General features: G+C 63.9%; 23 protein-coding genes and 3 tRNA genes. 6 read left to right on the top strand and 20 right to left on the bottom strand.

The window, feature by feature from the left end:
• Window positions 1–169: 169 nt before the first annotated feature.
• The 6 genes from hadB to V3587_RS14730 form a co-directional block, all read right to left on the bottom strand.
• Window positions 170–595: a (3R)-hydroxyacyl-ACP dehydratase subunit HadB gene (gene hadB / locus V3587_RS14755; RefSeq protein ID WP_095970338.1), complete on the bottom strand. Its 426-nt coding sequence runs from the start codon at window positions 593–595 to the stop codon at window positions 170–172.
• The gene (gene hadA / locus V3587_RS14750; protein ID WP_019744315.1) at window positions 582–1,136 is read right to left on the bottom strand and encodes a (3R)-hydroxyacyl-ACP dehydratase subunit HadA; all 555 of its coding nucleotides are present in this window, start codon (window positions 1,134–1,136) and stop codon (window positions 582–584) included. Before hadA ends, hadB begins: the two co-directional genes overlap by 14 nt.
• Before the next feature lie 86 nt (window positions 1,137–1,222).
• Window positions 1,223–1,390: a 50S ribosomal protein L33 gene (gene rpmG, locus V3587_RS14745; protein ID WP_003941903.1), complete on the bottom strand. Its 168-nt coding sequence runs from the start codon at window positions 1,388–1,390 to the stop codon at window positions 1,223–1,225.
• Window positions 1,391–1,451: 61 nt separating this feature from the next.
• Window positions 1,452–1,524, bottom strand: a tRNA-Met gene (locus tag V3587_RS14740).
• A 45-nt stretch (window positions 1,525–1,569) separates the two neighbouring features.
• Window positions 1,570–1,642, bottom strand: a tRNA-Thr gene (locus tag V3587_RS14735).
• 299 nt (window positions 1,643–1,941) lie between these two features.
• Window positions 1,942–2,024 (bottom strand) — tRNA-Tyr (locus tag V3587_RS14730).
• A 224-nt stretch (window positions 2,025–2,248) separates the two neighbouring features.
• On the opposite strand from V3587_RS14730, the gene V3587_RS14725 reads away from it, so the two are divergent.
• Window positions 2,249–2,740 (top strand): YajQ family cyclic di-GMP-binding protein, encoded by a 492-nt coding sequence (locus V3587_RS14725; RefSeq protein ID WP_003941854.1) that lies wholly within the window; start codon window positions 2,249–2,251, stop codon window positions 2,738–2,740.
• A 70-nt stretch (window positions 2,741–2,810) separates the two neighbouring features.
• Here the strand turns inward: V3587_RS14725 and htpX are convergent, their stop codons facing one another.
• Together htpX and V3587_RS14715 are read right to left on the bottom strand one after the other, a co-directional pair.
• A complete protein-coding gene (gene htpX / locus V3587_RS14720; protein ID WP_283376877.1) occupies window positions 2,811–3,674 on the bottom strand; it encodes a zinc metalloprotease HtpX in 864 nt (287 codons plus the stop codon).
• Between the two features lie 174 nt (window positions 3,675–3,848).
• A complete protein-coding gene (locus V3587_RS14715) occupies window positions 3,849–4,898 on the bottom strand; it encodes a polyprenyl synthetase family protein (protein ID WP_166811198.1) in 1,050 nt (349 codons plus the stop codon).
• A 104-nt stretch (window positions 4,899–5,002) separates the two neighbouring features.
• On the opposite strand from V3587_RS14715, the gene V3587_RS14710 reads away from it, so the two are divergent.
• Complete coding sequence (locus V3587_RS14710; RefSeq protein WP_442973147.1) at window positions 5,003–6,265, top strand: geranylgeranyl reductase family protein; 1,263 nt, start codon at window positions 5,003–5,005, stop codon at window positions 6,263–6,265.
• Between the two features lie 55 nt (window positions 6,266–6,320).
• On the opposite strand, the gene V3587_RS14705 is transcribed toward V3587_RS14710, so the two are convergent.
• From V3587_RS14705 to menD, 4 genes are all read right to left on the bottom strand, one after another.
• Complete coding sequence (locus V3587_RS14705) at window positions 6,321–7,019, bottom strand: demethylmenaquinone methyltransferase (RefSeq protein WP_283376727.1); 699 nt, start codon at window positions 7,017–7,019, stop codon at window positions 6,321–6,323.
• Window positions 7,020–7,056: 37 nt separating this feature from the next.
• Window positions 7,057–8,202 (bottom strand): glycosyltransferase family 4 protein, encoded by a 1,146-nt coding sequence (locus V3587_RS14700; RefSeq protein ID WP_283376728.1) that lies wholly within the window; start codon window positions 8,200–8,202, stop codon window positions 7,057–7,059.
• A gap of 68 nt (window positions 8,203–8,270) precedes the next feature.
• On the bottom strand, window positions 8,271–8,714 hold the full coding sequence (locus tag V3587_RS14695; RefSeq protein ID WP_124568219.1) for a DUF3592 domain-containing protein: 444 nt from the start codon (window positions 8,712–8,714) through the stop codon (window positions 8,271–8,273).
• Window positions 8,711–10,324: a 2-succinyl-5-enolpyruvyl-6-hydroxy-3-cyclohexene-1-carboxylic-acid synthase gene (menD, locus tag V3587_RS14690; RefSeq protein ID WP_235171664.1), complete on the bottom strand. Its 1,614-nt coding sequence runs from the start codon at window positions 10,322–10,324 to the stop codon at window positions 8,711–8,713. Before menD ends, V3587_RS14695 begins: the two co-directional genes overlap by 4 nt.
• A 69-nt stretch (window positions 10,325–10,393) precedes the next feature.
• Between menD and V3587_RS14685 the strand changes: the two genes are divergently transcribed.
• Entirely contained in the window at window positions 10,394–10,996 is a 603-nt protein-coding gene (locus V3587_RS14685) for a flavin reductase family protein (RefSeq protein ID WP_283376729.1), read from the top strand.
• Window positions 10,997–11,054: 58 nt separating this feature from the next.
• Window positions 11,055–11,882, top strand: a complete 828-nt coding sequence (locus V3587_RS14680; protein WP_070796627.1) for a siderophore-interacting protein — start codon at window positions 11,055–11,057, stop codon at window positions 11,880–11,882.
• A gap of 66 nt (window positions 11,883–11,948) precedes the next feature.
• Here V3587_RS14680 and V3587_RS14675 read toward each other — a convergent pair whose 3' ends face one another.
• From V3587_RS14675 to V3587_RS14665, 3 genes are read right to left on the bottom strand one after another with little or no spacing between them, the layout of a single operon-like run.
• Window positions 11,949–12,395, bottom strand: a complete 447-nt coding sequence (locus V3587_RS14675; protein ID WP_003941973.1) for a DUF6918 family protein — start codon at window positions 12,393–12,395, stop codon at window positions 11,949–11,951.
• 48 nt (window positions 12,396–12,443) lie between these two features.
• Window positions 12,444–13,439 carry an o-succinylbenzoate synthase gene (locus V3587_RS14670; RefSeq protein ID WP_283376730.1) on the bottom strand — a complete coding sequence of 332 codons (996 nt, stop codon included), beginning with the start codon at window positions 13,437–13,439 and terminating at the stop codon, window positions 12,444–12,446.
• A gap of 1 nt (window position 13,440) precedes the next feature.
• The gene (locus tag V3587_RS14665; RefSeq protein ID WP_095970475.1) at window positions 13,441–14,085 is read right to left on the bottom strand and encodes a PaaI family thioesterase; all 645 of its coding nucleotides are present in this window, start codon (window positions 14,083–14,085) and stop codon (window positions 13,441–13,443) included.
• A gap of 83 nt (window positions 14,086–14,168) precedes the next feature.
• On the opposite strand from V3587_RS14665, the gene V3587_RS14660 reads away from it, so the two are divergent.
• Window positions 14,169–15,062 carry a 1,4-dihydroxy-2-naphthoyl-CoA synthase gene (locus V3587_RS14660; protein ID WP_024487301.1) on the top strand — a complete coding sequence of 298 codons (894 nt, stop codon included), beginning with the start codon at window positions 14,169–14,171 and terminating at the stop codon, window positions 15,060–15,062.
• A 29-nt stretch (window positions 15,063–15,091) separates the two neighbouring features.
• Entirely contained in the window at window positions 15,092–15,481 is a 390-nt protein-coding gene (locus V3587_RS14655; protein ID WP_283376731.1) for a VOC family protein, read from the top strand.
• Window positions 15,482–15,545: 64 nt separating this feature from the next.
• Here V3587_RS14655 and V3587_RS14650 read toward each other — a convergent pair whose 3' ends face one another.
• The 5 genes from V3587_RS14650 to V3587_RS14630 are packed head-to-tail and all read right to left on the bottom strand — an operon-like array spanning window position 15,546 to window position 21,142.
• Window positions 15,546–15,905, bottom strand: coding sequence for a hypothetical protein (locus tag V3587_RS14650; protein WP_003942018.1), 360 nt, complete (start codon window positions 15,903–15,905; stop codon window positions 15,546–15,548).
• A gap of 2 nt (window positions 15,906–15,907) precedes the next feature.
• Window positions 15,908–16,666, bottom strand: coding sequence for an ABC transporter ATP-binding protein (locus tag V3587_RS14645; protein WP_283376732.1), 759 nt, complete (start codon window positions 16,664–16,666; stop codon window positions 15,908–15,910).
• On the bottom strand, window positions 16,663–17,406 hold the full coding sequence (locus V3587_RS14640; RefSeq protein WP_283376733.1) for an ABC transporter ATP-binding protein: 744 nt from the start codon (window positions 17,404–17,406) through the stop codon (window positions 16,663–16,665). The genes V3587_RS14645 and V3587_RS14640 overlap by 4 nt, the downstream gene beginning before the upstream one ends.
• Entirely contained in the window at window positions 17,399–19,657 is a 2,259-nt protein-coding gene (locus V3587_RS14635; protein ID WP_095970347.1) for an ABC transporter permease, read from the bottom strand. The genes V3587_RS14640 and V3587_RS14635 overlap by 8 nt, the downstream gene beginning before the upstream one ends.
• A 60-nt stretch (window positions 19,658–19,717) precedes the next feature.
• Window positions 19,718–21,142: an ABC transporter substrate-binding protein gene (locus tag V3587_RS14630; RefSeq protein WP_124568215.1), complete on the bottom strand. Its 1,425-nt coding sequence runs from the start codon at window positions 21,140–21,142 to the stop codon at window positions 19,718–19,720.
• Between the last annotated feature and the right edge of the window lie 48 nt (window positions 21,143–21,190).

Here is a 21,190-nt window from a genome sequence, read left to right as displayed (position 1 = left end):
TTGACCTCGACAGGTGGACCCTGCCTGAATCAACCGTTCTGCGATCACACAACATACGCGCTACCCGAGGTGAATGTCTTGCAACATTCAGGGCAGCGCGCAGCGCTGAGGAATCCCAGAAATCTCAGTGTACTTCAAAGCCCCGGAACAAACACAATCCGCCCTGCGATCAGGCTAGACGGACCGTGGCGGTGGCCCGACCGAAGATTTTCTTACCTTCGGACTTGGCCACGATTGCCAGTACTGCAGTCTTGCTTTCTTCGTCGACCGACTTCACCTTGGCGGTGAACTCGATCTCGGCCGCCTTGTCGGCTGCCACGATCACCGGGCTCGTGAACCGTACGTTGTACTCGGTCACCGCGCCCGGATCTCCCAGCCATTCGGTGACGTAGCCGGCACCGATGCCCATGGAGAGCATGCCGTGCGCGACGACGTCCGGCAAGCCGGCAAGTCGAGCGACCTCGTCACTGAAGTGAATCGGATTGGGATCTCCCGAAACACCCGCGTAGTTGGCGAGGTTTCCACGCGTCAGGGTGACGGACTTCTCGGGAAGAAGTTCGCCGACAGTGACGTCGGAAAATTTACGAAGCGACATGCATCATCACGTCCTTGACTGCGTGGGCGATGTTCTCGTCCACTTCCCCACCCGTACGAGCAACAAGCGTCGTCCACGTGGTGACAACTGCTTCGTCGTTCTGATCGGTGATGATGTTCTTGGTCACGATGATGTCGCTACCTGCGGCCTGCCTGAACGAATCCAGGAAAACGTCGCAGAAGAGTCGGTCACCGACCTGCATGGGCTTGTGCAGCACCAGTCGCTGATCGGTCTGAAGAATCTGACTCAGGTCGTAGCCTGTGACGATCTCTTCGAACAGACGTCGCTGAGCAATGGCACCCACGATGGCGACGAACGTGATGGGAGCGATCAGGCCGTCGTATCCGAGGCCTTTGGCTGCCGACTCGTCGTAGTGCGCGGGATGAGCGTCCTGGACGGCGCGAGCGAACTCGCGCACCTTCTCGCGTCCGACCTCGTAGAAGTCTTCGACACGATAGTGGTGACCGACCATCTGGACGGCATGAGCGGCCGGGTCCGTAGGGACCTCGGCCGCTGCCTGGTTCTCTTGCAAATCTGTCACGCGGTGAGACTCTCTTCTAGCTAGGACCCGAAGACGCAGGCCCAGAGAGGGTCTTCCGCGAAAATCGTCGTCCTGTTAAGGACTTACTACTTCGACTCGCGATGCGACTGGTGGGTTCCGCAGTTGGGGCAGAACTTCTTGAGCTCCAGGCGATCGGGGTCGTTGCGCCGATTCTTCTTGGTGATGTAGTTGCGGTGCTTGCATACCTCGCAGGCCAAGGTGATCTTGGGCCGAACGTCGGTCGAGGAGGCCACGGGATGCCTTCTTTCGGGTGTATCTGATTACGAGCAATCAGGGTGGATCATGCATATTGTGTAGCGGTGACCGGACTTGAACCGGCGACGCAACGATTATGAGTCGTTTGCTCTACCAACTGAGCTACACCGCCTCGGTGTCGAGTGTCGCGCGGAAAGCACGGCACCACAATCCAGCGAGCCCCCTAACGGAATCGAACCGTTGACCTTTTCCTTACCATGGAAACGCTCTACCGACTGAGCTAAGGGGGCGTGGCTCAGGAGTGCGTTGCCGCTCTCTTGAAGCCTCCGAAAGATTACACACGAACGAGCGCCAGCACCAAATCCGCTGGTCATCGGGGCAAAAATGGTGCCGGAGCCCATTGTTGCACCGATCGGGGCCGCTGGCGAGGGCTTTGCGGGAACCCGCTTGACCCTGTACTCCCCCGAAACCCTCCCCCGGCGCCCCTGAGCCGCGGCCGGCGTCGGCGTCGGCGTCACGCCCGACCTCGGAACACCCACAAAAAAAGTCAGCCCCGACTCTCGTGAAGAGAATCGGGGCTGACTTGGGGTGGCAGATGTAGGATTCGAACCTACGTAGGCATAAGCCGACGGATTTACAGTCCGCTCCCATTGGCCGCTCGGGCAATCTGCCGTGCTTGCACCAGGCTTCGATCCGGCGCATTCGCAAGTATATCGCGACGTGCGGCGGCCGAAAACGGCTTCCTCGGTGCGGTGAGAAGAATACAACGAACACACCCCCATTTTGCAAACCGGGTGGTAACGGGCGGTGCCAACCCGATAACGTCGAGGTGTCCACCGGTATGGAAGGTGGGCGGAACTCGATGTTCGTGAACTACCGGAAAGCGGGAGTGTGAAGTGGCTGATTCGTCCTTCGACGTGGTGAGCAAGGTTGACCGTCAAGAGGTGGACAACGCCCTACATCAGGCTGCCAAGGAGTTGACCACGCGTTTCGACTTCCGAAACACGGGAGCGTCGATCGAGTGGTCTGGTGAAGAGACGATCACGTTGAACGCCGACACCGAGGAGCGACTGCTAGCCGCCCTCGACGTGTTCAAGGAGAAGTTGATCCGTCGTGACATCTCGCTGAAGGCATTCGATGCCGGCGAGCCGGCGCAGTCCGGAAAGATCTACAAGCTGTCCGGAACCTTGGTCCAGGGCATCAGCAGCGAGAACGCGAAGAAGATCACCAAGAAGATCCGCGACGAGGGCCCCAAGGGCGTCAAGGCGCAGATCCAGGGTGAAGAGCTTCGTGTGAGCAGCAAGAAGCGCGACGACCTCCAGGGCGTCATCTCCCTGCTCAAGGGTGAGGACTTCGGGATCGCCCTGCAGTTCGTGAACTACCGGTAGTAGGGGCTGCGCCCCTGTGCGCGGTTAAGGAGTCCTGCGACTGCCTAACCGCGCACAGGGGCCGAAGGCCCTACATCCCGGCCATCTTCTCCAAGCGCTCGATCCGGTCCGCCATGGGCGGATGCGTGGAGAACAGCTTGCTCACCTTGTCCCCCGCTCTGAAGGGGTTGGCAATCATCAGGTGAGACTGCGCGGCGAGCTTCGGTTCGGGCGGCAACGGCGCGGCCGCGACGCCCGACTCGAGCTTCCGTAGCGCCGACGCCAACGCCAACGGGTCACCGGTGAGCTCGGCTCCCGATTGATCGGCCTGATACTCGCGAGAGCGCGAGACGGCCAGCTTGACCACGGTTGCCGCGATCGGTCCCAATAGGGAGACGAGCAGCAGCGCGATCGGATTACTTCCCTGCCCGTTCCCTCGGCCACCGAAGATGCTCGCGTACATAGCGAAGTTGGCCAGACCCGAGATGACGCTGGCCATCGCGCCGGCAACGGACGAAATCAGTATGTCCCGGTTGCAGACGTGGGAGAGTTCGTGCCCGAGCACGGCCCGCAATTCGCGTTCGTTCAGAATCTGCATAATGCCGCTGGTCACGCATACCGCGGCGTGGCGAGGGCTACGACCGGTGGCAAACGCGTTCGGGGCGTTCGTGGGACTGATGTACAGCCGAGGCATCGGTTGGTGCGCTGTCGTGGCGAGTTCGCGCACGATCCGGTAGATCGCCGGTGCCTCGACCTCGGTGATGGGCTGCGCGCGCATCGATCGGAGCGCCAGTTTGTCGCTGTTGAAGTAGACGTAGGCATTCATGCCGACGGCAAACAGAACGGATCCCCACAGAAGGAACGGGCTGTTGAACAGCGAGCCGATGAAGACGATCAGCGCCGACATCCCCACCAACAACCCGAATGTCTTCGCACCGTTCGCGTAGCCGTGCAAACTGCTCACCTCTTGCCTCGCCGGAGCCGAAGGCTCACCCGAACTGCCCGGCGTGTGCACCGGGTCTGTTCAGTCAACGAAGGACAGGGTCATCAGGGTTCCCACCCAGGGTCGTCAGGGATTCACCCCAGGGACTATCGGGGTTTCCACCCGGGAACCCCGATTCGTCGAGTGTCAGCCGACTCGTTCGATCGTGTAGTCCACGAGACGCACCAGTGCTTCGTTCGCCGGCCCCTGGGGCAGTTCGGCCAACTGAGCCTTTGCCGCGACGGCGTACTCGCCGAGCTTTGCCTTTGCCTTGACCATGCCCGGCGAACGCTCGAGCAGTTCGAGTGCCTCGTCTACCAGTGCATCTTCGGTGACCGGGCCCGCGAGCAGCTCCCGCAGGCGATCTGCGTCGGCTCCTTCTTCGCGGAACGCGTACAGAACAGGCAGGGTGTGCACGCCCTCGCGCAGGTCGGTGCCCGGCGTCTTGCCGGACTGCGCCGACACGGACGAGATGTCGATGATGTCGTCGGAGATCTGGAACGCGGTGCCGACGGCGTCACCCAGGCGCTCGAGGCGCTCGATGTGGGCTGCGTCGGCGCCGGAGAAGGTACCGCCGAATCGTCCCGAGGCAGCGATCAGCGAACCGGTCTTCTCCCACACGACCTTCAGGTAATGCTCGACCGGATCCTGCTCCTTCTTGACGCCGATCGTCTCGCGCATCTGGCCGGTGACCAGTTCGGCGAAGGTTTCGGCGATGATCCGAACGGCTTCGGGTCCGAGCGTCGAGACCAGGCGTGATGCGTGTGCGAACAGGTAGTCGCCGGCCAGGATCGCCACGCTGTTGCCCCAGCGAGCGTTTGCGCTGGGTGCCCCGCGCCGCATGGACGCCTCGTCCATGACGTCGTCGTGATAGAGCGTTGCAAGGTGAACGAGTTCGGTGACGGTCGCTGCGGTGATGATCGACGGATCGTTCGGCACCGGTCCGAGCTGCGCGGTCAGGATCGTGAACAACGGACGGAAGCGCTTTCCCCCGGCGCGCGCGAGGTGCAGCGCTGCCTCGGTGAGGAAGTCTTCTCCGTCGGACAGCTCGCTGACCAACAACTCCTCGACATCGGAGAGTCCACCACGCACTACTGCGGCGAGCTGTTCGTCGCCGAGGTCGATGCCTGCAACGACGGTGCTCGATGCGGTTGCGTCGGCAGCAGTCTTTTCGGTGCTCACGATGTCAGTACCCATTCCTGTCGTCAGTGACGGCTCGGTTCCCACGGTAGTGAACCTAGCGGTTCGCACTCGGGACGGCCTCGCCACGGTGGCGATCGCGGGCCTGGGAAGATGTGAGTGTGTCCGTAGAAGAGCAGTCCCCCGTCGTCGATTCGCTTCCGACCGAAACCGACATTGTGGTCATCGGCGCAGGTCCCGCGGGTTCTTCGGCCGCTGCATGGGCCGCCCGCAGCGGCCGAGACGTCGTGCTCGTAGACGCCGCCGTGTTCCCGCGAGACAAGACTTGTGGTGATGGACTCACTCCGCGCGCCGTAGCCGAACTGGATCTCCTCGGCCTCGGCGAGTGGGTTCGGTCACATACGACGAACAAGGGCCTGCGGTTGTCCGGTTTCGGACAAGAACTCGAACTCGAGTGGCCGGGGACGTCGTTCCCGCCGATCGGCAGTGCCATCCCCCGCACCGAACTCGACGACGCCATTCGCCGGTGCGCAGTCGAATCCGGCGCGGTCATGGTCGAGGGCACCAAAGCAGTGGACGTCGAACTCGACGGTGATCGAGTAGCCGCCGTCGTACTCGCCGGCCCCTCGGGACGCAGCGCCCTTCGTTGTCGGACGCTGATCATCGCCGACGGCGTTCGCTCGACGCTCGGCAAGAAGCTGGGACGGCAGTGGCACCGGGACACCGCGTACGGCGTCGCGGCACGCGCGTATGTCGCGACGCCGCGCAGCGCCGATCCGTGGATCACCTCGCATCTGGAACTGCGGGACGGCGAGGGCACGTTGCAGGCGGGGTACGGCTGGATCTTCCCGCTCGGCACCGGCGAGGTGAACATCGGCGTCGGGACACTGGCGACGTCGAAGCGTCCGGCACCAGGTGCCCTGCGACCCTTGCTCGACCTCTACACCGATCAGCGCCGAGGCGAGTGGCAGTGGAGCAGCGAAATACATTCCGTCGCTTCGGCTTTGCTACCCATGGGTGGAGCAGTTTCGAACATCGCCGGACGCAACTGGGCCGTGATCGGTGACGCCGCGGCGTGCGTGAACCCGCTCAACGGTGAGGGCATCGACTACGGCCTCGAAGGCGGACGTTTGGTGGTCGAACAGCTCGGCGCCGACGATCTGACGCAACTGTGGCCGAGCGTGCTTCGGGAGCATTACGGGCAGGCATTCTCGGTCGCGCGCCGGCTCGCAGGCCTGCTGACGGTTCCGCAGTTCCTGCCGGCGTCGGGTCCGATCGCGATGCGCTCACGGGCGCTGATGACGGTCGCCGTGCGGGTCATGGGGAACCTCGTCACCGATGCCGACGCCGATCTGACGGCGAAGGCCTGGCGCGCGTCGGGGGCCGCGTCGAGAAAGATCGACTCCCGACCGCTGTTCGGTTGAGCAAGTGCTGTGCGCCTTTATTAACCGCCGGGGGTTAATAAAGGCGCACAGCAGTTCAGGCAGTTGCGTAATGCAGCGCCACGATGCCGCCGGTGAGGTTGCGCCACTTGACGTTCTTCCACCCGGCTGCCTCGATCTTGCGGGCCAACTCTTCCTGGGTCGGCCAGGCACGGATCGATTCGGCGAGGTAGACGTAGGCGTCGGGGTTACTGCTGACAGTGCGTGCGACCCGCGGGAGCGCCTTCATGAGGTATTCCATGTAGACCGTGCGGAAGGGTCCGAAGACGGGCGTCGAGAACTCGCTGACGACGAGGCGTCCGCCCGGCTTGGTGACGCGGGCGATCTCGCGCAGTCCGGCCTCGAAGTCGGAGACGTTGCGCAGGCCGAAGGAGATCGTCGCGGCATCGAAGACGTTGTCGGCATAGGGCAGGTACATCGCGTCACCTGCGACCATCGGGACCTTGCGCGAGATTCCGGCCTTCAGCATTCCCTTGGAGAAGTCGGTGGCGACGCACCACGCACCGGAGCGTCCCAGTTCGACGGTCGAGACACCGGTTCCGGCGGCGAGGTCGAGTACCTTCTCGCCCGGCTTGAGGTCGAGGGCTTCGCGGGTGGCCTTGCGCCAACCCTTGTCCTGGCCGAAGGACAGCACGGTGTTGGTGAGGTCGTATCGCTCCGCGACGTCGTCGAACATCGACGCGACTTCGCGCGGTTGCTTCTCGAGAGTTGCTCGGGTTCCGTGTGTAGTGGCCACACCCGAAACGCTACCAACCCTCGGGCAGCGAGGGCGTTCAGGCTGCTCTGGCACCCGTTCGCCGCCCGAGGCCCTGCACGTCCTCGTAGTGGCGGAGCAACTCTTCGCAGATTGCCGGCCAGGTCCGGTGCAGCACCGAGCGCCTTGCCGCGGAGCCGAACTGCACCCGCAGATCCCGCTGACGAAGTGCGTCGACGGCGCTTGGCAGGAGTTCGGTGAACCTGTCGGTCGGCAGGAGGTAGCCGTTGCGGCAATGCGAGATCAGGTCACGCGGGCCGCCGGCGTCCGGTCCGACGACGGGGACACCGCTGGCGAGAGCTTCCTGGACCGCCTGGCAGAAGGTCTCGTGCTCGCCGGGGTGAACGAATACGTCCAGGCTCGCGTACGCATCGGCCAGGTCGGTACCGCCGAGTTGTCCGGTGAAGATCGCGTCCGGCATCAGTCGCTGCAGATTCTGCCGGTCCGGGCCGTCGCCGACGACGACGATCTGCACACTGGGATCGGCGGCCAGCACGGCCAGTCGCTCGACGTGTTTTTCGGGCGCGAGGCGACCGACGAAACCGACCACCAACCGGTCGCTGTCGCCGATCCAGGACTGCCGCAACGCCGAACTACGACGCGAAGGCGCGAATCGTTGTGCGTCGACGCCCCGGGCCCATCGGTGCACACGCGGAATGCCGTGCTCTTCGAGCGCGTCGACTGCCGACGTGGAGGGCGCGAGGGTCCTGTTGCAGCTCTTGTGGATTCGACGGGTCCACGCCCACGCGGCGCGGCTCGTGACGCCGAGCCCGTAGCTTTCGGCAAATCCGGCGACATCGGTTTGGTACACCGCGACGGAGGGGATTCCGAGCCTCTTGGCGACGGCCACTCCCCCGGCGCCGAGCAGGAACGGCGATGCCAGATGGACGACGTCGGGCGCGAAGGTCCGCACGGCTGTGGTCAATCGTGGTTGCGGCAGACCGACGGGAAGTGAACTGACTTTGGGCACCATGACGGCCGGCACCCGAACCACCTGCACGCCGTCGTGTTCGGTGGCGGCAGAGGTGACGGATCCGACGGTGTCTGGCGCAATGACCATGGCGTCGTGGCCAGTGCGATCGAGGTGTTCGAGCACGCGTAGTACCGAGTTGGTGACGCCGTTCATGTTGGGCAGGAATGACTCCGCAACGATGGCTACTCTCACATCGAGAACGGTGACAGGGCCAGGAAAAGTCCACGTCATGTTCGTGTGAAGTTCGGGCGAAGCGCGAACTAACTCGAGGCGACCGGCGCCGAACCTGCCGCCTGCGCTTCCCGCTTGCGCAGGTACCAGATCGACGGTCCGGCCAGGAGCCATGTCACGACGATCACGGATCCGGCCGGGATCAGCGCCACCGTCGCGTTGCGTCCCGCTACCCGGACCAAATCGGGGTCGACCTTGGAGTACTCGACTTCGATACGTTGTCCCACAGTCAGATTGGTGGGATAGAGCACGCCCAGTTCAGGGTTGTGATTCGCGCCGTCCGGAGTCACGAAGCTGATCGCCGACCGTAGCGAGCCCGCCGAGAGCACCTCGGCGGTTGCGGTCCCCATGTTCGATTCGATGGTCCGATCGTTGCGCCAGGCGCCGAGAACCAGGATCACCGCGAGCACCGAAATGCCGACCGCAACCACCAGTACGCCGATGCGGAGGCGACGCAGAACCGTTTGCGTCACAGCTGTGCCCGCACGGAAGCGTGGAGTTCGCGCAGTCCACTGCGATCCGTCGCGACCTCGAGAACCCGAATGCCGTTGGCCGGTTGCGCCAGCGTCGCGGCCAGGGCGTCGACGGTGACCGCTGCGTGCGGCACGCGGTAGGCCGCGCACAGCGCAGCGAGGTCCATGCCGTGGGGTGTTCCGAACACTCGCTCGAAGACGCCGGCGTACTGCGGGTCGCCTTGTTCGAGGAGCTCGAAGATACCGCCGCCGTCGTCGTTGGCTACGACGATGGTGAGGTCGCTCGGCCTCGGCTCACCGGTCCCGATCAGCAGCCCGGACGCGTCGTGCAGGAAGGTCAGGTCGCCCATGAGAGCGACGGTCCGTCCGCCCTCGTACGCCAATGCGGCACCGACCGCCGCCGAGACGGTGCCGTCGATACCTGCGACGCCGCGATTCGACAGCACCCGCACGGCGGGCTTGGGATAGCTCACGAGTGCCGCGTCGCGAACAGGGTTGGATGCGCCGAGCAGAAGCTGGTCGCCGTCCGCGAGAGCATCCATCACAGCAGCTGCCACGTGTAGGCCGGTGGCCTTGGGGTGGGCGTCGAGTTGTTTGCGGACGGCAGTTTCGGCGTGTTCGGTCAGCGCGGCGCAGCGAGCAATCCAGGCGGGATCGGGCGTCCCGGTGACCACTGCCCTGGTTCCGGTGGCGAGTACGTTGCCGGACACGTCGGGCCAGCGCGGCCCGGTTGTCAGCGCATAGACGTCGACGCTCGGGTCGGCCAGCACCTTCGAGACCTGACGATGCAACGTCGGGCGGCCGGTGATGATCGCCTGCTTGGGCTTGAGTTGCGAGAGCGCGAGTGGATGCAGTGCGATCCCGTGCATCGGAGCCGTCGGCTCGGCCACCGTCGGCAGGCCGGCCAGCTCGGGTCGAAGTGCGCTGCCGTGTCCGGAAATGACCACCGTATCTGCGGTGAGGTCCAGATCGACCGGAACATCGAGCGTCGCGTTCTGGGTGGTGGTCCAGGCTGCACCGCCGGGACGGCCTTCCGGAACCGGTCCCTGGACGTGCACGTCCGGCACCAGCGGCTCACGGAGTGGGATGTCGAAATGCACCGGACCTGCGTTTCCGGATCGGGTTCCGCGGGCAGCGGCGAGGACCCGGCAAACCGCCGAGCGCCATTGGCTGTTCTGCGTCGAATCGTCCTCGGCCAAGCCCAGGCTGATGGTTGCGCGGACCTGACTGCCGAAGAGCCCGAGTTGCTCGACGGTCTGGTTGGCTCCGGTGCCGAGCATCTCGTACGGCCGGTTAGCGCTCAGGACCACCAACGGCACTCGCGCGTAGTTGGCCTCGAGGACCGCAGGTCCGAGATTCGCGACCGCGGTCCCGGAGGTCATCACGATGGGGACCGGACGTTTACCGGCGATTGCCAGTCCGAGTGCCAGAAAGCCGGCCGTCCGCTCGTCGATCCGCATGTGCAGACGCAACCGGCCGTCGAGATCGGCAGCCTGGAGGGCAAATGCGAGGGGCGCGTTGCGAGAGCCTGGACACAGCACGACTTCACGCACGCCACCACGAACCAGTTCGTCGACGACGGCTGTGGCTTGTGCAGTGGACGGATTCACGCCTTCAAGAGTGTCAGATGTTCAGGTGCGGGCGTGCCGAGGGGCAGCGAGGGGCGGCATTATGTGTGGGTGCGCACACTCTTCGATCCAGCCGAGCTCGAACCCCGCCGGTTCTATCAGTTACTCACCGCTTCGGTGGTTCCCCGGCCGATTGCGTGGGTGTCCACGGTGTCGGGCGACGGCGTCGGCAATCTGGCTCCGTACAGCTTCTTCACCGTGGCCAGTTCGGCGCCGCCGATCGTGCAGTTCACGTCGGTCGGACGCAAGGACAGTCTGCGCAACATCGAAGCGACCGGCGAATTCGTGATCAACCTGGCGACCGCCGCACTCGCCGACGTGGTGAACGAGAGTTCCGCCTTCTACGACGCCGAGGCCGACGAATTTCTCGAGTTGAGCGTTCGTAGCGAGCCGAGCGAGCGGGTTCGCCCCGTCCGGGTCGCCGACTCCCCGATCGCCATCGAATGCACGCTCCACCAGGTCATCGAGGTCGGTAATTCCTTTGTCGTGATGGGAAACGTGGTCGCGGTCGCAGTACGTCCCGAGGCCGTCGCCGACGACGGGCTACCGGACTTCGCGGTAATCGCACCGATGAGCCGACTCGGCCGAGCGCAATGGGGTCTTCCGCCCGAAGTCGTCGAAAAGGACAGACCCACCACTCCACAGCGACCCTAAATCAGGTTAGGGTTACCTGATTAGGTACGAGTAACAGATAATCAGGGAGCAACCAGTCATGGCCAAGCGCGCCAAGTTCGTGAAACCGGCCTCACGCAGCATCGTGTCGGCGCAGGTCGTGGCGAACAAACGAATCAGCCCGAGCTTCATCCGGGTGACCATTGCCGGCGAAGAGCTGTCCACCATCGCACCGATGGGTGCCGATCAGTGGTTCCGCATGTTCATCCCGCAGGTCGGCCAGAGCGAACTCCGGTTGCCGAGCGCGGCAAGCAATCTCTGGTACGCGCAGTACCTGATGATGTCCAAGGACACGCGACCGGTCGTGCGCAACTACACGATTCGCGCCTACCGTGCTGCCGGAACCGGTCTCTTCGGCGAGACCACGGAGATCGACATCGACTTCGCCTATCACGGTGACATCGGCCCGGCATCCGCGTGGGCGGACACCGCGTCGACCGGCGACAATGTCGCCCTCCTCGACGAAGGCTGCATCTACAACCCCACACCCGAGGCCAAGTGGCAACTGCTCGTCGGCGACGAAAGCGCACTTCCGGCGATCATCGGCATTCTGGAAACCGCGCCGGCAGACCTGCGTGCCGAGGTCTTCGTCGAGATTCCGAACATCGAAGACAAGCAAGACATTCCGGAGCTGGCGAACGTCAACGTTCACTGGCTCGTTCGCGAGGACGAACATGCGACGCCAGGTGTTCTCACGCTCGAAACCGTCCGCGCTGCCGAACTGCCCGAGGGGCCGTCGTACACGTTTGTCGCCGGCGAACAGGCTCTCACCACGGGGCTGCGTCGACATCTCGTGAACGACCGAAAGTTCGCCAAAACCGACATCACCTTCACCGGTTTCTGGCGTCACGGACATTCGGCTCACTGACAAAAGCACCGACAACGACGAGTGGCCCGGGAGAAACTCCCAGGCCACTCGTTGTTTTACGTTCGCTTATGCAGCGTGCTTCTGGATCACATCGCCCAGACGCGGCAGAGCTGCAGTCACATGCTTCTTGGCCGAACCGCGCAGCTTCGAGTACATCGACTTGACGACAGCCTTGTCACTACCCTCGATGCGCTCGTCCGTCACCTCGAGGAGGGAATCGGCGACCGCGTCGCCGCGGGCACTGATGAAATCGGCGAAGCTGCCTTCACCGGAAGCCGAGAATTCCTGCCAGTACGGCTCGAGCTTTGCCACGAAAGCCGGCAGAAGCGCGGTGACGGCGTCCGGCACGATGGACGGGCTCACCTTCTTGACCGCGCCGTAGCCACCCTTGAGAGCCAGCCCTGAGGCCCCCGACTTATCCGAAACCTCTGCGTCGATCAAGGTCTGCACGTCCGCGACGACCGCGGGAACCCGTGATTCCTCGAGCAGGGTTTCGTTCAGAGCTGCAACCACTTTCGATCCCTTCATTCTTCACTGATGTTCATCAGGTCGCGCCCGAGACTATACGAAATTCGGCTGGTCTCTACTGCCGAGTATCCGATGGCAGCGCCTGGCGCGCTCCAACCACCAGTCGCGCCGGTCGGCGGGCGCCGCCAACGTCTCGAGCAGAACCGGATCAGGCACGACGGCACCGACGGACAAAGCGCCGTCGGCGGCTGCTTCGGTGACCGCGACATCCCGGACGAACAAGCCACCCGTGCCGAGACCACAGGCAAACGGAAGCGAGGGCAAGGCCGCCGCGGCCGCCAGTCCCGCGGACATCCCCACAGCCGTGTCCAGCGCACTCGAGACCACCACAGGTACCCCGTAGTCCGCCAGCTGCGCCGACAGCGCCACCACAGCACGCATCCCGCCCAGCGGCGGCACCTTCACGACAGCGACGTCCGCTCCCCCGGCTCGTACGACACGCAGCGGGTCCTCGGCACGGCGAATGCTCTCGTCGGCAGCGATCCGCACACCGGTCCCCGCCGCGCGGACCCTGACCAGTTCCTCGACGCTTGCACACGGTTGCTCGGCGTATTCGAGTTCACCGTCTTCGGTGATGGCACGCAAAGCCCTGATCGCCTCGTCCACGCTCCAACCGCCGTTGGCGTCGACGCGCACGTTCGGGATGTGCCGACGCACCTCGTTCACCCGGGCGACGTCCTGCGCCAACGTCTGTCCCTTCTCGGCGACCTTGACCTTGGCGGTCCGGGCCCCGGGGAAACGCTCCAACAATTGCGGAACGGCAGACGCGTCGATCGCCGGAACGGTGGCGTTGACTGGCACTGCTGGACGAAGCGCAGGTGGTGGCCCCAGCCACGCCGCCTCGATCCCGGCGAGCAACCACTGCGACGCCTCGCCGTCGTCGTACTCGACGAAGGGTGCGAATTCTCCCCACCCGGCCGGGCCACGAACGAGCAGAGCCTCACGAGTCGTGATGCCGCGAAAGCGAACTCGCATCGGCAGCGCGAGCACCACGGCGTCCGCGATCAGATCGTCGAACGAGGGGAACATGTCAGGGCTGTCCTGGAAGCAGTTCGATCATGAGCGCATCACCGTCGGCGAGGAGCTTGCCGTCGAGGTCGGTCAGGCGCGCGCTGACGAAGGTCTTGCGCCCCTCGACCCGATCCACCTTCCCTTCGATCACCAGTTGTGTGTTGAGCGGAGTGATCGCGCGGTAGTTGATGTGGAGGTAACCGGTCCGGGAGATCGGACGGCCACCCGCGTGGACCGTCATCCCGAAGATGTCGTCGAACAACAGGGGCAGTACACCGCCGTGAGCGGCGCCGTTGCCACCCAGGTGGTAGCGGCGGAAGACGCCGGTACTGCGGACTCCTTCGGTGTCGAACTTCTCGACCATCCACGGGAGCATGAGGAGGCTGCCGCGTCCGGGCAGTTGGATGTTGGAGCCCGCAGGTGACTTGCCCTCCGGCACCTCGTACGGCGTCAGCCGATCGGCAAGCTCTTCGGCTTGCGTGGCGATGTCAGCGAGTACGTCGTCGGGAACGTTGGTCGAGACCGCAAGGTCCTGCAACCTGCGCATAGCCTCGACGAAACGCCCGAAGTCCGGACCTGCGGGGGTGTGCCGGAACCGCGGAAATCCGCCCCGGTTCTCACCGTCTGTGACGATCTCCGTGCCATCTGCGGTTTGTTCGCTCATGACCTGCACGTTAGCGCGCCCGGGAACGTGTTCTACCTCAGGTATCCGTTAGACGCGCGACGCTTGCCTCTATCGTGGCTCAGGTGACCTTCAACCCGCAGCTCTGGCGCCCTGTCCCCGGATTCGAGAACCTCACCGACATCACGTACCACCGGCACGTCAGCCAAGGCACCGTTCGCGTCGCCTTCGACCGACCGGAAGTACGTAATGCGTTCCGCCCGCACACCGTCGACGAGTTGTACCGGGCCCTCGATCACGCACGTATGACCTCCGACGTAGGCGCAGTGCTCCTCACCGGCAACGGACCGAGCGAGAAGGACGGCGGCTGGGCGTTCTGCTCCGGCGGAGACCAGCGCATCCGTGGTCGCAGCGGTTACCAGTACGCCGAAGGCGAGACGGCGGACACCGTCGACAAAGCACGCGCCGGACGCCTGCACATCCTCGAGGTCCAGCGACTGATCCGCTTCATGCCGAAGGTAGTCATCTGTCTGGTCAACGGCTGGGCTGCGGGCGGCGGTCACAGCCTGCACGTGGTGTGCGACCTGACGCTCGCCAGCCGCGAGCACGCACGGTTCAAGCAGACCGACGCCGACGTCGGAAGCTTCGACGGCGGCTACGGCAGCGCCTATCTGGCAAAGATGGTGGGCCAGAAGTTCGCTCGCGAGATCTTCTTCCTGGGTGAGACGTACACCGCCGAGGAAATGCACCAGATGGGCGCCGTCAACAAGGTTGTCGACCACGCGGAACTCGAGAACGTCGCGATCGACTGGGCCGGCAAGATCAACGGCAAGTCGCCGCAGGCGCAGAGGATGCTCAAGTACGCATTCAACCTGCAGGACGACGGATTGGTCGGTCAGCAGCTGTTCGCCGGTGAGGCAACACGTTTGGCGTACATGACCGACGAGGCCGTCGAGGGTCGCGACTCGTTCCTCGAAAAGCGTGACCCCGACTGGTCACCATATCCCTGGTACTTCTGAGACAGTTGGTGTGAGACGGGAGGCCGGACGTGGAGATTCTGAGTAGCCGTACCATATTGCGCCCGAGCGAGTACGAACGAACGCTGAGCTTCTACCGAGACACCCTCGGTCTGGCGATCGCTCGTGAATACCCCGGCGGCACAGTCTTCTTCGCCGGCCAAGGGCTGATCGAAGTCGCCGCTCACGGTGGCACCGGCGAGGGTGGGTTTCGCGGCGCGATCTGGCTGCAGGTCCGTGATCTCACTGCGGTGCAGACCGAACTGGTTCTCGCCGGAGTCAAGATCGCCCGCGAGGCGAGGCAGGAACCGTGGGGTCTGCACGAGATGTGGATCGCCGACCCCGACGGGACGCCGATCGTGATGGTGCAGATTCCCGAGGATCATCCGTTCCGAAAAGATTCCCGGCCGCCGGCCGAATAGTCGAGCAGCGACAGATGCCCGCCACGAACTTCCGTGGCGGGCATCTGTCGGTTCTTCGCAGAGATCAGTTGCGCGTGCTCAGCGCCTGCGAGATCTGATCTGTCTGGGCCTGGCCCTCGAGCAGTTGGCGAACCAACCACAGCCGCAGCACCTTTGCCACCGATGCGGCCAGGAAGAGCGCAGCACCGACCACTGTCAGGGCGAGGAAAACCACGGTGAGAATCTGGTACGACACCAGATCCCGTAGGTCCGAGAGCGTCAGCGAAGAGATGTAGACGACGAAGGCGCCGACCACTCCGACGACCATGAGCACCAGGCCTGCGATGCGCGTCGCCGCGTCGCCGCCTGCCTGCTTCTTGTCCAGCTTCAACTCTGCGATGTTCTTCTTGAATTCCTCACGGCGATCTTCGGCGAGAGTAGTCATCGTCATCCTCCTAGATAACTGGTAGAAAGTTCGTTTTCGATGTCGTGTGGATCGCCGGTCTTCACGACGCGTCCCTGCAACATCAGTGCGGCCGAGGTCGCGATGGGGAGCACCGCTCGTGCGAACTGCTCGGCAACCAGAATGGAAATGCCTTCGGCTGCAAGCGAGCCGACGACGTCGTACATCTGCGAGACGATTCGAGGTGCGAGACCCATCGAAAGCTCGTCGAGCAGGAGCACCGTCGGGTGAGTGCCGAGTGCCCGAGACAGCGCCAGCATCTGCTGCTCGCCACCGGACATCGATCCCGCCAACTGACCACGCCGCTCCCCCAGGATCGGGAACCTGCCGTACGCAACCTCTTCGAGTTCGGCCAAGCCGACGCCCGTTCCGGTGGCGATCCACAGGTTTTCCCGCACAGTGAGGTTGGCGAAGATCCCGCGTCCCTCGGGGATGGAGCACACCCCCAGCCGAGCCAACTCCGAAGGCTCGACGCCGTTCACGACCTGGCCCGCGAGCCGGAACTCGCCGCGGGTGACCGGAAGGACACCCGAGCAGATCTTGAGCGTCGACGTCTTACCACCACCGTTGGGTCCGAGTAGCGCCACCACGGCGCCGGGTTCGAGAACCAGATCGACCCCGTGCAGAACCTCGATGGATCCGTAACCGGCACGGACACCGGAGAGTTCGAGCAGCGGTTCGGGGCGGTCGGCGCCGCGTAATCCCTCGTCGATTTTCACCGCGCCAATTTTCGCTGAAGTCATACTGCCTCCTCCTCGGTCCCGATGTAGGCCGCGATCACTTCCGGATCCGTCCGGATCTTCTCCGGATCACCCGAGGCGAGGACTGCGCCGTAGTCCAGTACGTGGATGGTCGAGCACACCTTCATCACCAGTGGAATGTCGTGCTCGACCAGACAGACTCCGAGTCCCCCCGCTGCCAGTTCGGTGAGCATCTCGGCAAAGACCTCGGTTTCCTGCTCGGTCTGACCCGAGGCCGGTTCGTCGAGCAGAAGCACTCGCGGGTCGGTCATGAGGGCTCGCGCAACTTCGACGACGCGAGCGCGTCCGGTGGGGATGTCTGCGACATCCTTGTCCGCGACATCCGTCAGCCCGGTCAGCTCCAGCAGACGATCGGTCTCGCTGTCCACGTCGATCTTGTTGCGGCCGTTCGCCTTGTGGATGTCGCCGGCGACGCGCAGATTGTCACGCACCGACAGCGAGACGAACAACTCGAGCCGCTGGAAGGTACGTGCCAGCCCGCGACCTGCCCGCTTGTGCGGGGGCAGCTTCGTCACGTCGACGCCGCCGAGAAACACCTGACCGGAGGTGGGTTTCTGCAGCCCGGTGATGGTGTTGAAGAGCGTCGTCTTGCCGGCGCCGTTCGGTCCGATCAGTCCGGTCACGGTTCCGGGTTGAACGGTGAGCGAAACGTCTTTGACCGCGACGTGCCCGCCGAAACGAACACTCACACCGCGTGTTTCGAGTAGTGGTGCATCAGACATGGGCGGTCAACTCCTTCCGCGAGCTGCCCTGGTACTGAGGAAGCCCCAGTTCGCGGTCGATCTCGTCACGGATCTCGGGGCTGTACGGGACGTCGATCCCGACGTCCTCGGGGACGACTGTTGCCTTGGCGGCCAGTTCTTCCGTGGTGAGAACCGCACGGGGCATCACCATCTCACCGATCACCGGCAGCATGAACACCACTGCGATCGTGATGGACGCGAACCACCAGTTGCCCAAAACGCCGGTCAGAGCAAGGACGTAGGTCAGCAGAACGACCGCGGCGCCGCCGATCAGAACCGGCTTGGCATCGGCGAGCCGTCGGTAGCCCTCGATCACGCTGTGCACGGTGCCACTGGGGTTCGCGCCGACACCGATACCGATCAGCGCCGGGCTCACCGCGGCGATGTTGCCGAAGAGCAGCCACATTCCCTCCAGCTCCGGTTGCGCCGAAGCCAGATTGGTGAACGAGACCATGATGACGGCAAAACCGATTCCGGCCATGAGCCCACCGAACAGTGCGCCGGTGACGTATCCGATACCCGCGACGACGGTCAGCATGAGCAGCGAGAGGCTGACCATGATGGCAAAGCTCTCACCCGAGACGGACCCCATGGCGCTCGACATCAGAATGCCGCCGAGTCCGGCGATCCCCGAAGAGATCATGAAGACGCTCAGCTTGAGCCGAACCAGGCTCTGACCGAGCATGGCCGAACCGGCCGGGCTGTCCTTCATCGCAGCGAGTCGGCGCCCGTAACCGCTGTTACGCAACGCGATGACGCCGACGCCGAGTACCGAGAACAGGGCGGTCACGGTCATCAGGAACACCGTCTCGTTGCTCAGATCGAGCGGGCCGATTTTCAGCGGCGGGAGGGCGATGTTGCCGTCCTTGAACAGCGAGTACTTCATGCCGAACATCTCGTGTTCGGTGGTGTCACGAAGAACCATGTTGGAGAGGAACACTCCGAAGGCCATGGTTGCAAGCGCAAGATACAGCCCTCTCAGCCGCAGCGCCGGCAGGGCGACGAGGCCGCCGATGACTGCGGTGACCAGGACTCCGACGACGATGCCCCACAGGTTGAGGTGCGCAGCCAACCCGGAACCGGAGATCCCGAAGTGAAAGGCCACGATTGTGGCGATAGCGCCGAAAGATACCGGCGCCAAGTTCAATTCACCCGCGTAACCGGTGAGGAGTGTGAGCGAGAGCGCGATGATCGCGAACGTCATTCCGATGGTCAGTGTCGTGACGGCGGACGTCACCATCAGCAGACGGATCAGGTACACGATGACGATCAGCGCCACGCCCCAGACGACGGCCTTGCGCACGCTCGGCACGTGGTAGCGCTCACGGGTACGAGTGACCGCACCGCGAAGCCGGTCCTGAGGTAGGACGATGAGCACGACGAACAGCGCGATCATCGGCAGGGAGACACGGAAATTCGACGTCCAACTCCAACTGGTCGGGAAGTACGCCAACACGTACGTACCGGCAAGGCCGAGAACCACGGCGCCGACAAACGTGCGCGGAATGCTGCGCAACCGGCCGAACATGGCCGCGGCAAACGCGTCGATCACCAAGAGCGTCAACATGTTCGCCTCGAGTGTGCCGCCGCTGATCGGGGTGATCAGGATGCCGGCCAGCACTGCGAGCGTCGAACCCATCGCCCAGGACAGTGCCGCGAGACGCTCCGGGTTGTGGCCGTTGAGGCGCAGTAGTTCCGGATCGTCGACGACGCCGCGCATCGCGACACCGGCGCGGGTGCGTGTGAAAAGAACACGCAGGCCGACTGCGATTGCGATCGCAACGAGGATGCAGATCAACTCGTGGTAGCGGATGCTCGCTCCGAACACCGTGATCTTGGACTGGTCGCCGAAGAACATCTGCATCGTTCGGGCGGTCTCGGGATGCCAGAACCAGTGCGAAATCGAGAGCATTCCGAGCAGGATCGACACCGTCACAACGATTTTTGTGACCTCGGCAGTATCGCGCAGGCCCTTCATGATCAGGACGTAGAGCCCGAGACCCATCAGTGGACCGACGAGGACCAGTGAAATCAGCAAGGCGACGACGGTGGGAAGTTCCCAGCCGTAGCGCAACTGCCAGTAGATGAACGCACCGAGCATTGCCTGTGCACCGTGCGCGAAGTTGAAGATGCCTGACGTGTTGTACGTGAGCACCAACCCGGAGGCGGCGATCGCGTACACCGACCCCAGGACCAGGCCCAGGATCGTGAAAGTGACAAAAGTGTTCATGGCTGAACCCTCGTTAGGGACTCGGGCGGCGGTTGGCGCGCGCCGCCCGAGTCGGAAGAATCAGGACTGCGGCTTGATGACGTTGGCGTTCTGGTACTTCGTCGACACGCGGTCAGCGCCGAGTTCGGTTCCCCAGGTGCTCTTGTCGGTCGCGACGAGGTACTTGGGGTCGCACTTGAATTCGCCCGCGGTGGACGGGAACGCCTGCGCGTAGGTATTGCCCTTCAGCGAGGTCATGAGGCCGCAGGTGGCCGGCATGTTCTTGCCGGGATCGGTGACGGCATGCAATCCGCCGCCGTCCCACTCGTGAATGTTCGAGAGTTCGTCGACCATGCACTGGCGCGTCAGATCGCTGCCGCACTCGTCCGCGGCGGCGGCCCACAACAGGAACGACGACGCCGCCTGCATCCCGAGGAGCGCCGTCTTGCCGCCCTGCTCGGAGACCAGATCCACGTACTTCTTCACTGCGGGCACCTTGTCCGCGTTCTCGAGCATCTGGAAGGTCATGCCCGCGTTGAGGTTGTCGAGCAGTCCGGTGTCCTTGTTCCAATCCGAGACGGTCGCCCCGTACCAGGTGGCTTCGCCGAAGAAGACGGGGTCGATCCCGACCTGGTCGAGGGCCTTCACGAAGTTCAGCTCCGACGGGCTCGCCGATCGTGACGTCCAGATACCCTTCGCGCCGCACTCCTTGTACTTCTCGGCAAACGGCACGTAGCTCGATTCGCCCTCGTAGTTGAGTGTGACGCCGCAATCCTTGAGCTTGAAGCCCGCGGCCTCGGCAATCGAACGAATCTTCGTGGTGGAGCTGATGATCGTGGGCATCGTGCTGTTGACGACGTCGAAGTCGTTCACGAGATCGGGGTGCATCTCGGCCATCTGGAACCACTGCGAACCGTTCGCGTAGTCGACGGGGAACGGAACTCCCTGGAAGGTCATGGGTCCGTTCGCGGCGTCCGGCGAGACGGTGAAGCCCGGTACGGACACCAGGTTGCAGGCGACACGCGTCTGCTCGGCGGTCTGATCCATGGCGAAGCCGTACCCGACCATCATGAACTGACTCGCGCACGCTTCCTGCATGACCGAGTTGGCCTGCGTCATCGCGGCGTCGTAGTCGGTACCGACGACCTTGCGGCCGTTGATGCCGCCCTGATCGTTGCACCAAGAGATGAGCGCGTTGACGGCATCGCTCATTTCCTTGTTCAGCCCCGGTGACTTCACGTACCCGCGGTCGTCACCGAACCCGATCTTGATCTCGGTGTCGCTGACGCCTTGATCGGTTGCGCCGGTGGCGTCGCCTTCGCCACACGGCGAATCGAGGGTGCCGAACTTCGCATCGGAGGTGCTCGACGCAAGGTCGGCGCCGACGCCGGATCCGCCGACAGCGACGGCGTAGGGATCGTCACCACGATTCGAAGCGCAGGCTGACGCCAGAACGGCGGTCGCGGCGAGTGCCACGATCAGCTTCGTGGACTTGTTGGGCTTCACGGTCGGAGCTCTCCTTCTCACTGACAGACACCGAGAAACAGGGGTGAA

The organism is Rhodococcus sp. IEGM 1306 (assembly GCF_036541985.1).
GTDB classification, from domain to species: Bacteria; Actinomycetota; Actinomycetes; order Mycobacteriales; family Mycobacteriaceae; genus Rhodococcus_F; species Rhodococcus_F qingshengii.
The sequence above is the reverse complement of the archived record's forward strand: the minus strand, read 5'-3'. Positions and strand labels throughout refer to the sequence as shown.

What these genes read in the sequence shown, in the direction of transcription:
- hadB (WP_095970338.1), bottom strand. Translation starts at nt 595, where the DNA reads ATGTCGCTTCGTAAATTTTCCGACGTCACTGTCGGCGAACTTCTTCCC.
- V3587_RS14715 (WP_166811198.1), bottom strand. Translation starts at nt 4,898, where the DNA reads ATGGGTACTGACATCGTGAGCACCGAAAAGACTGCTGCCGACGCAACC.
- V3587_RS14680 (WP_070796627.1), top strand. Translation starts at nt 11,055, where the DNA reads ATGGCCAAGCGCGCCAAGTTCGTGAAACCGGCCTCACGCAGCATCGTG.
- V3587_RS14670 (WP_283376730.1), bottom strand. Translation starts at nt 13,439, where the DNA reads ATGTTCCCCTCGTTCGACGATCTGATCGCGGACGCCGTGGTGCTCGCG.
- V3587_RS14665 (WP_095970475.1), bottom strand. Translation starts at nt 14,085, where the DNA reads ATGAGCGAACAAACCGCAGATGGCACGGAGATCGTCACAGACGGTGAG.
- V3587_RS14650 (WP_003942018.1), bottom strand. Translation starts at nt 15,905, where the DNA reads ATGACTACTCTCGCCGAAGATCGCCGTGAGGAATTCAAGAAGAACATC.
- V3587_RS14645 (WP_283376732.1), bottom strand. Translation starts at nt 16,666, where the DNA reads ATGACTTCAGCGAAAATTGGCGCGGTGAAAATCGACGAGGGATTACGC.
- V3587_RS14640 (WP_283376733.1), bottom strand. Translation starts at nt 17,406, where the DNA reads ATGTCTGATGCACCACTACTCGAAACACGCGGTGTGAGTGTTCGTTTC.
- V3587_RS14635 (WP_095970347.1), bottom strand. Translation starts at nt 19,657, where the DNA reads ATGAACACTTTTGTCACTTTCACGATCCTGGGCCTGGTCCTGGGGTCG.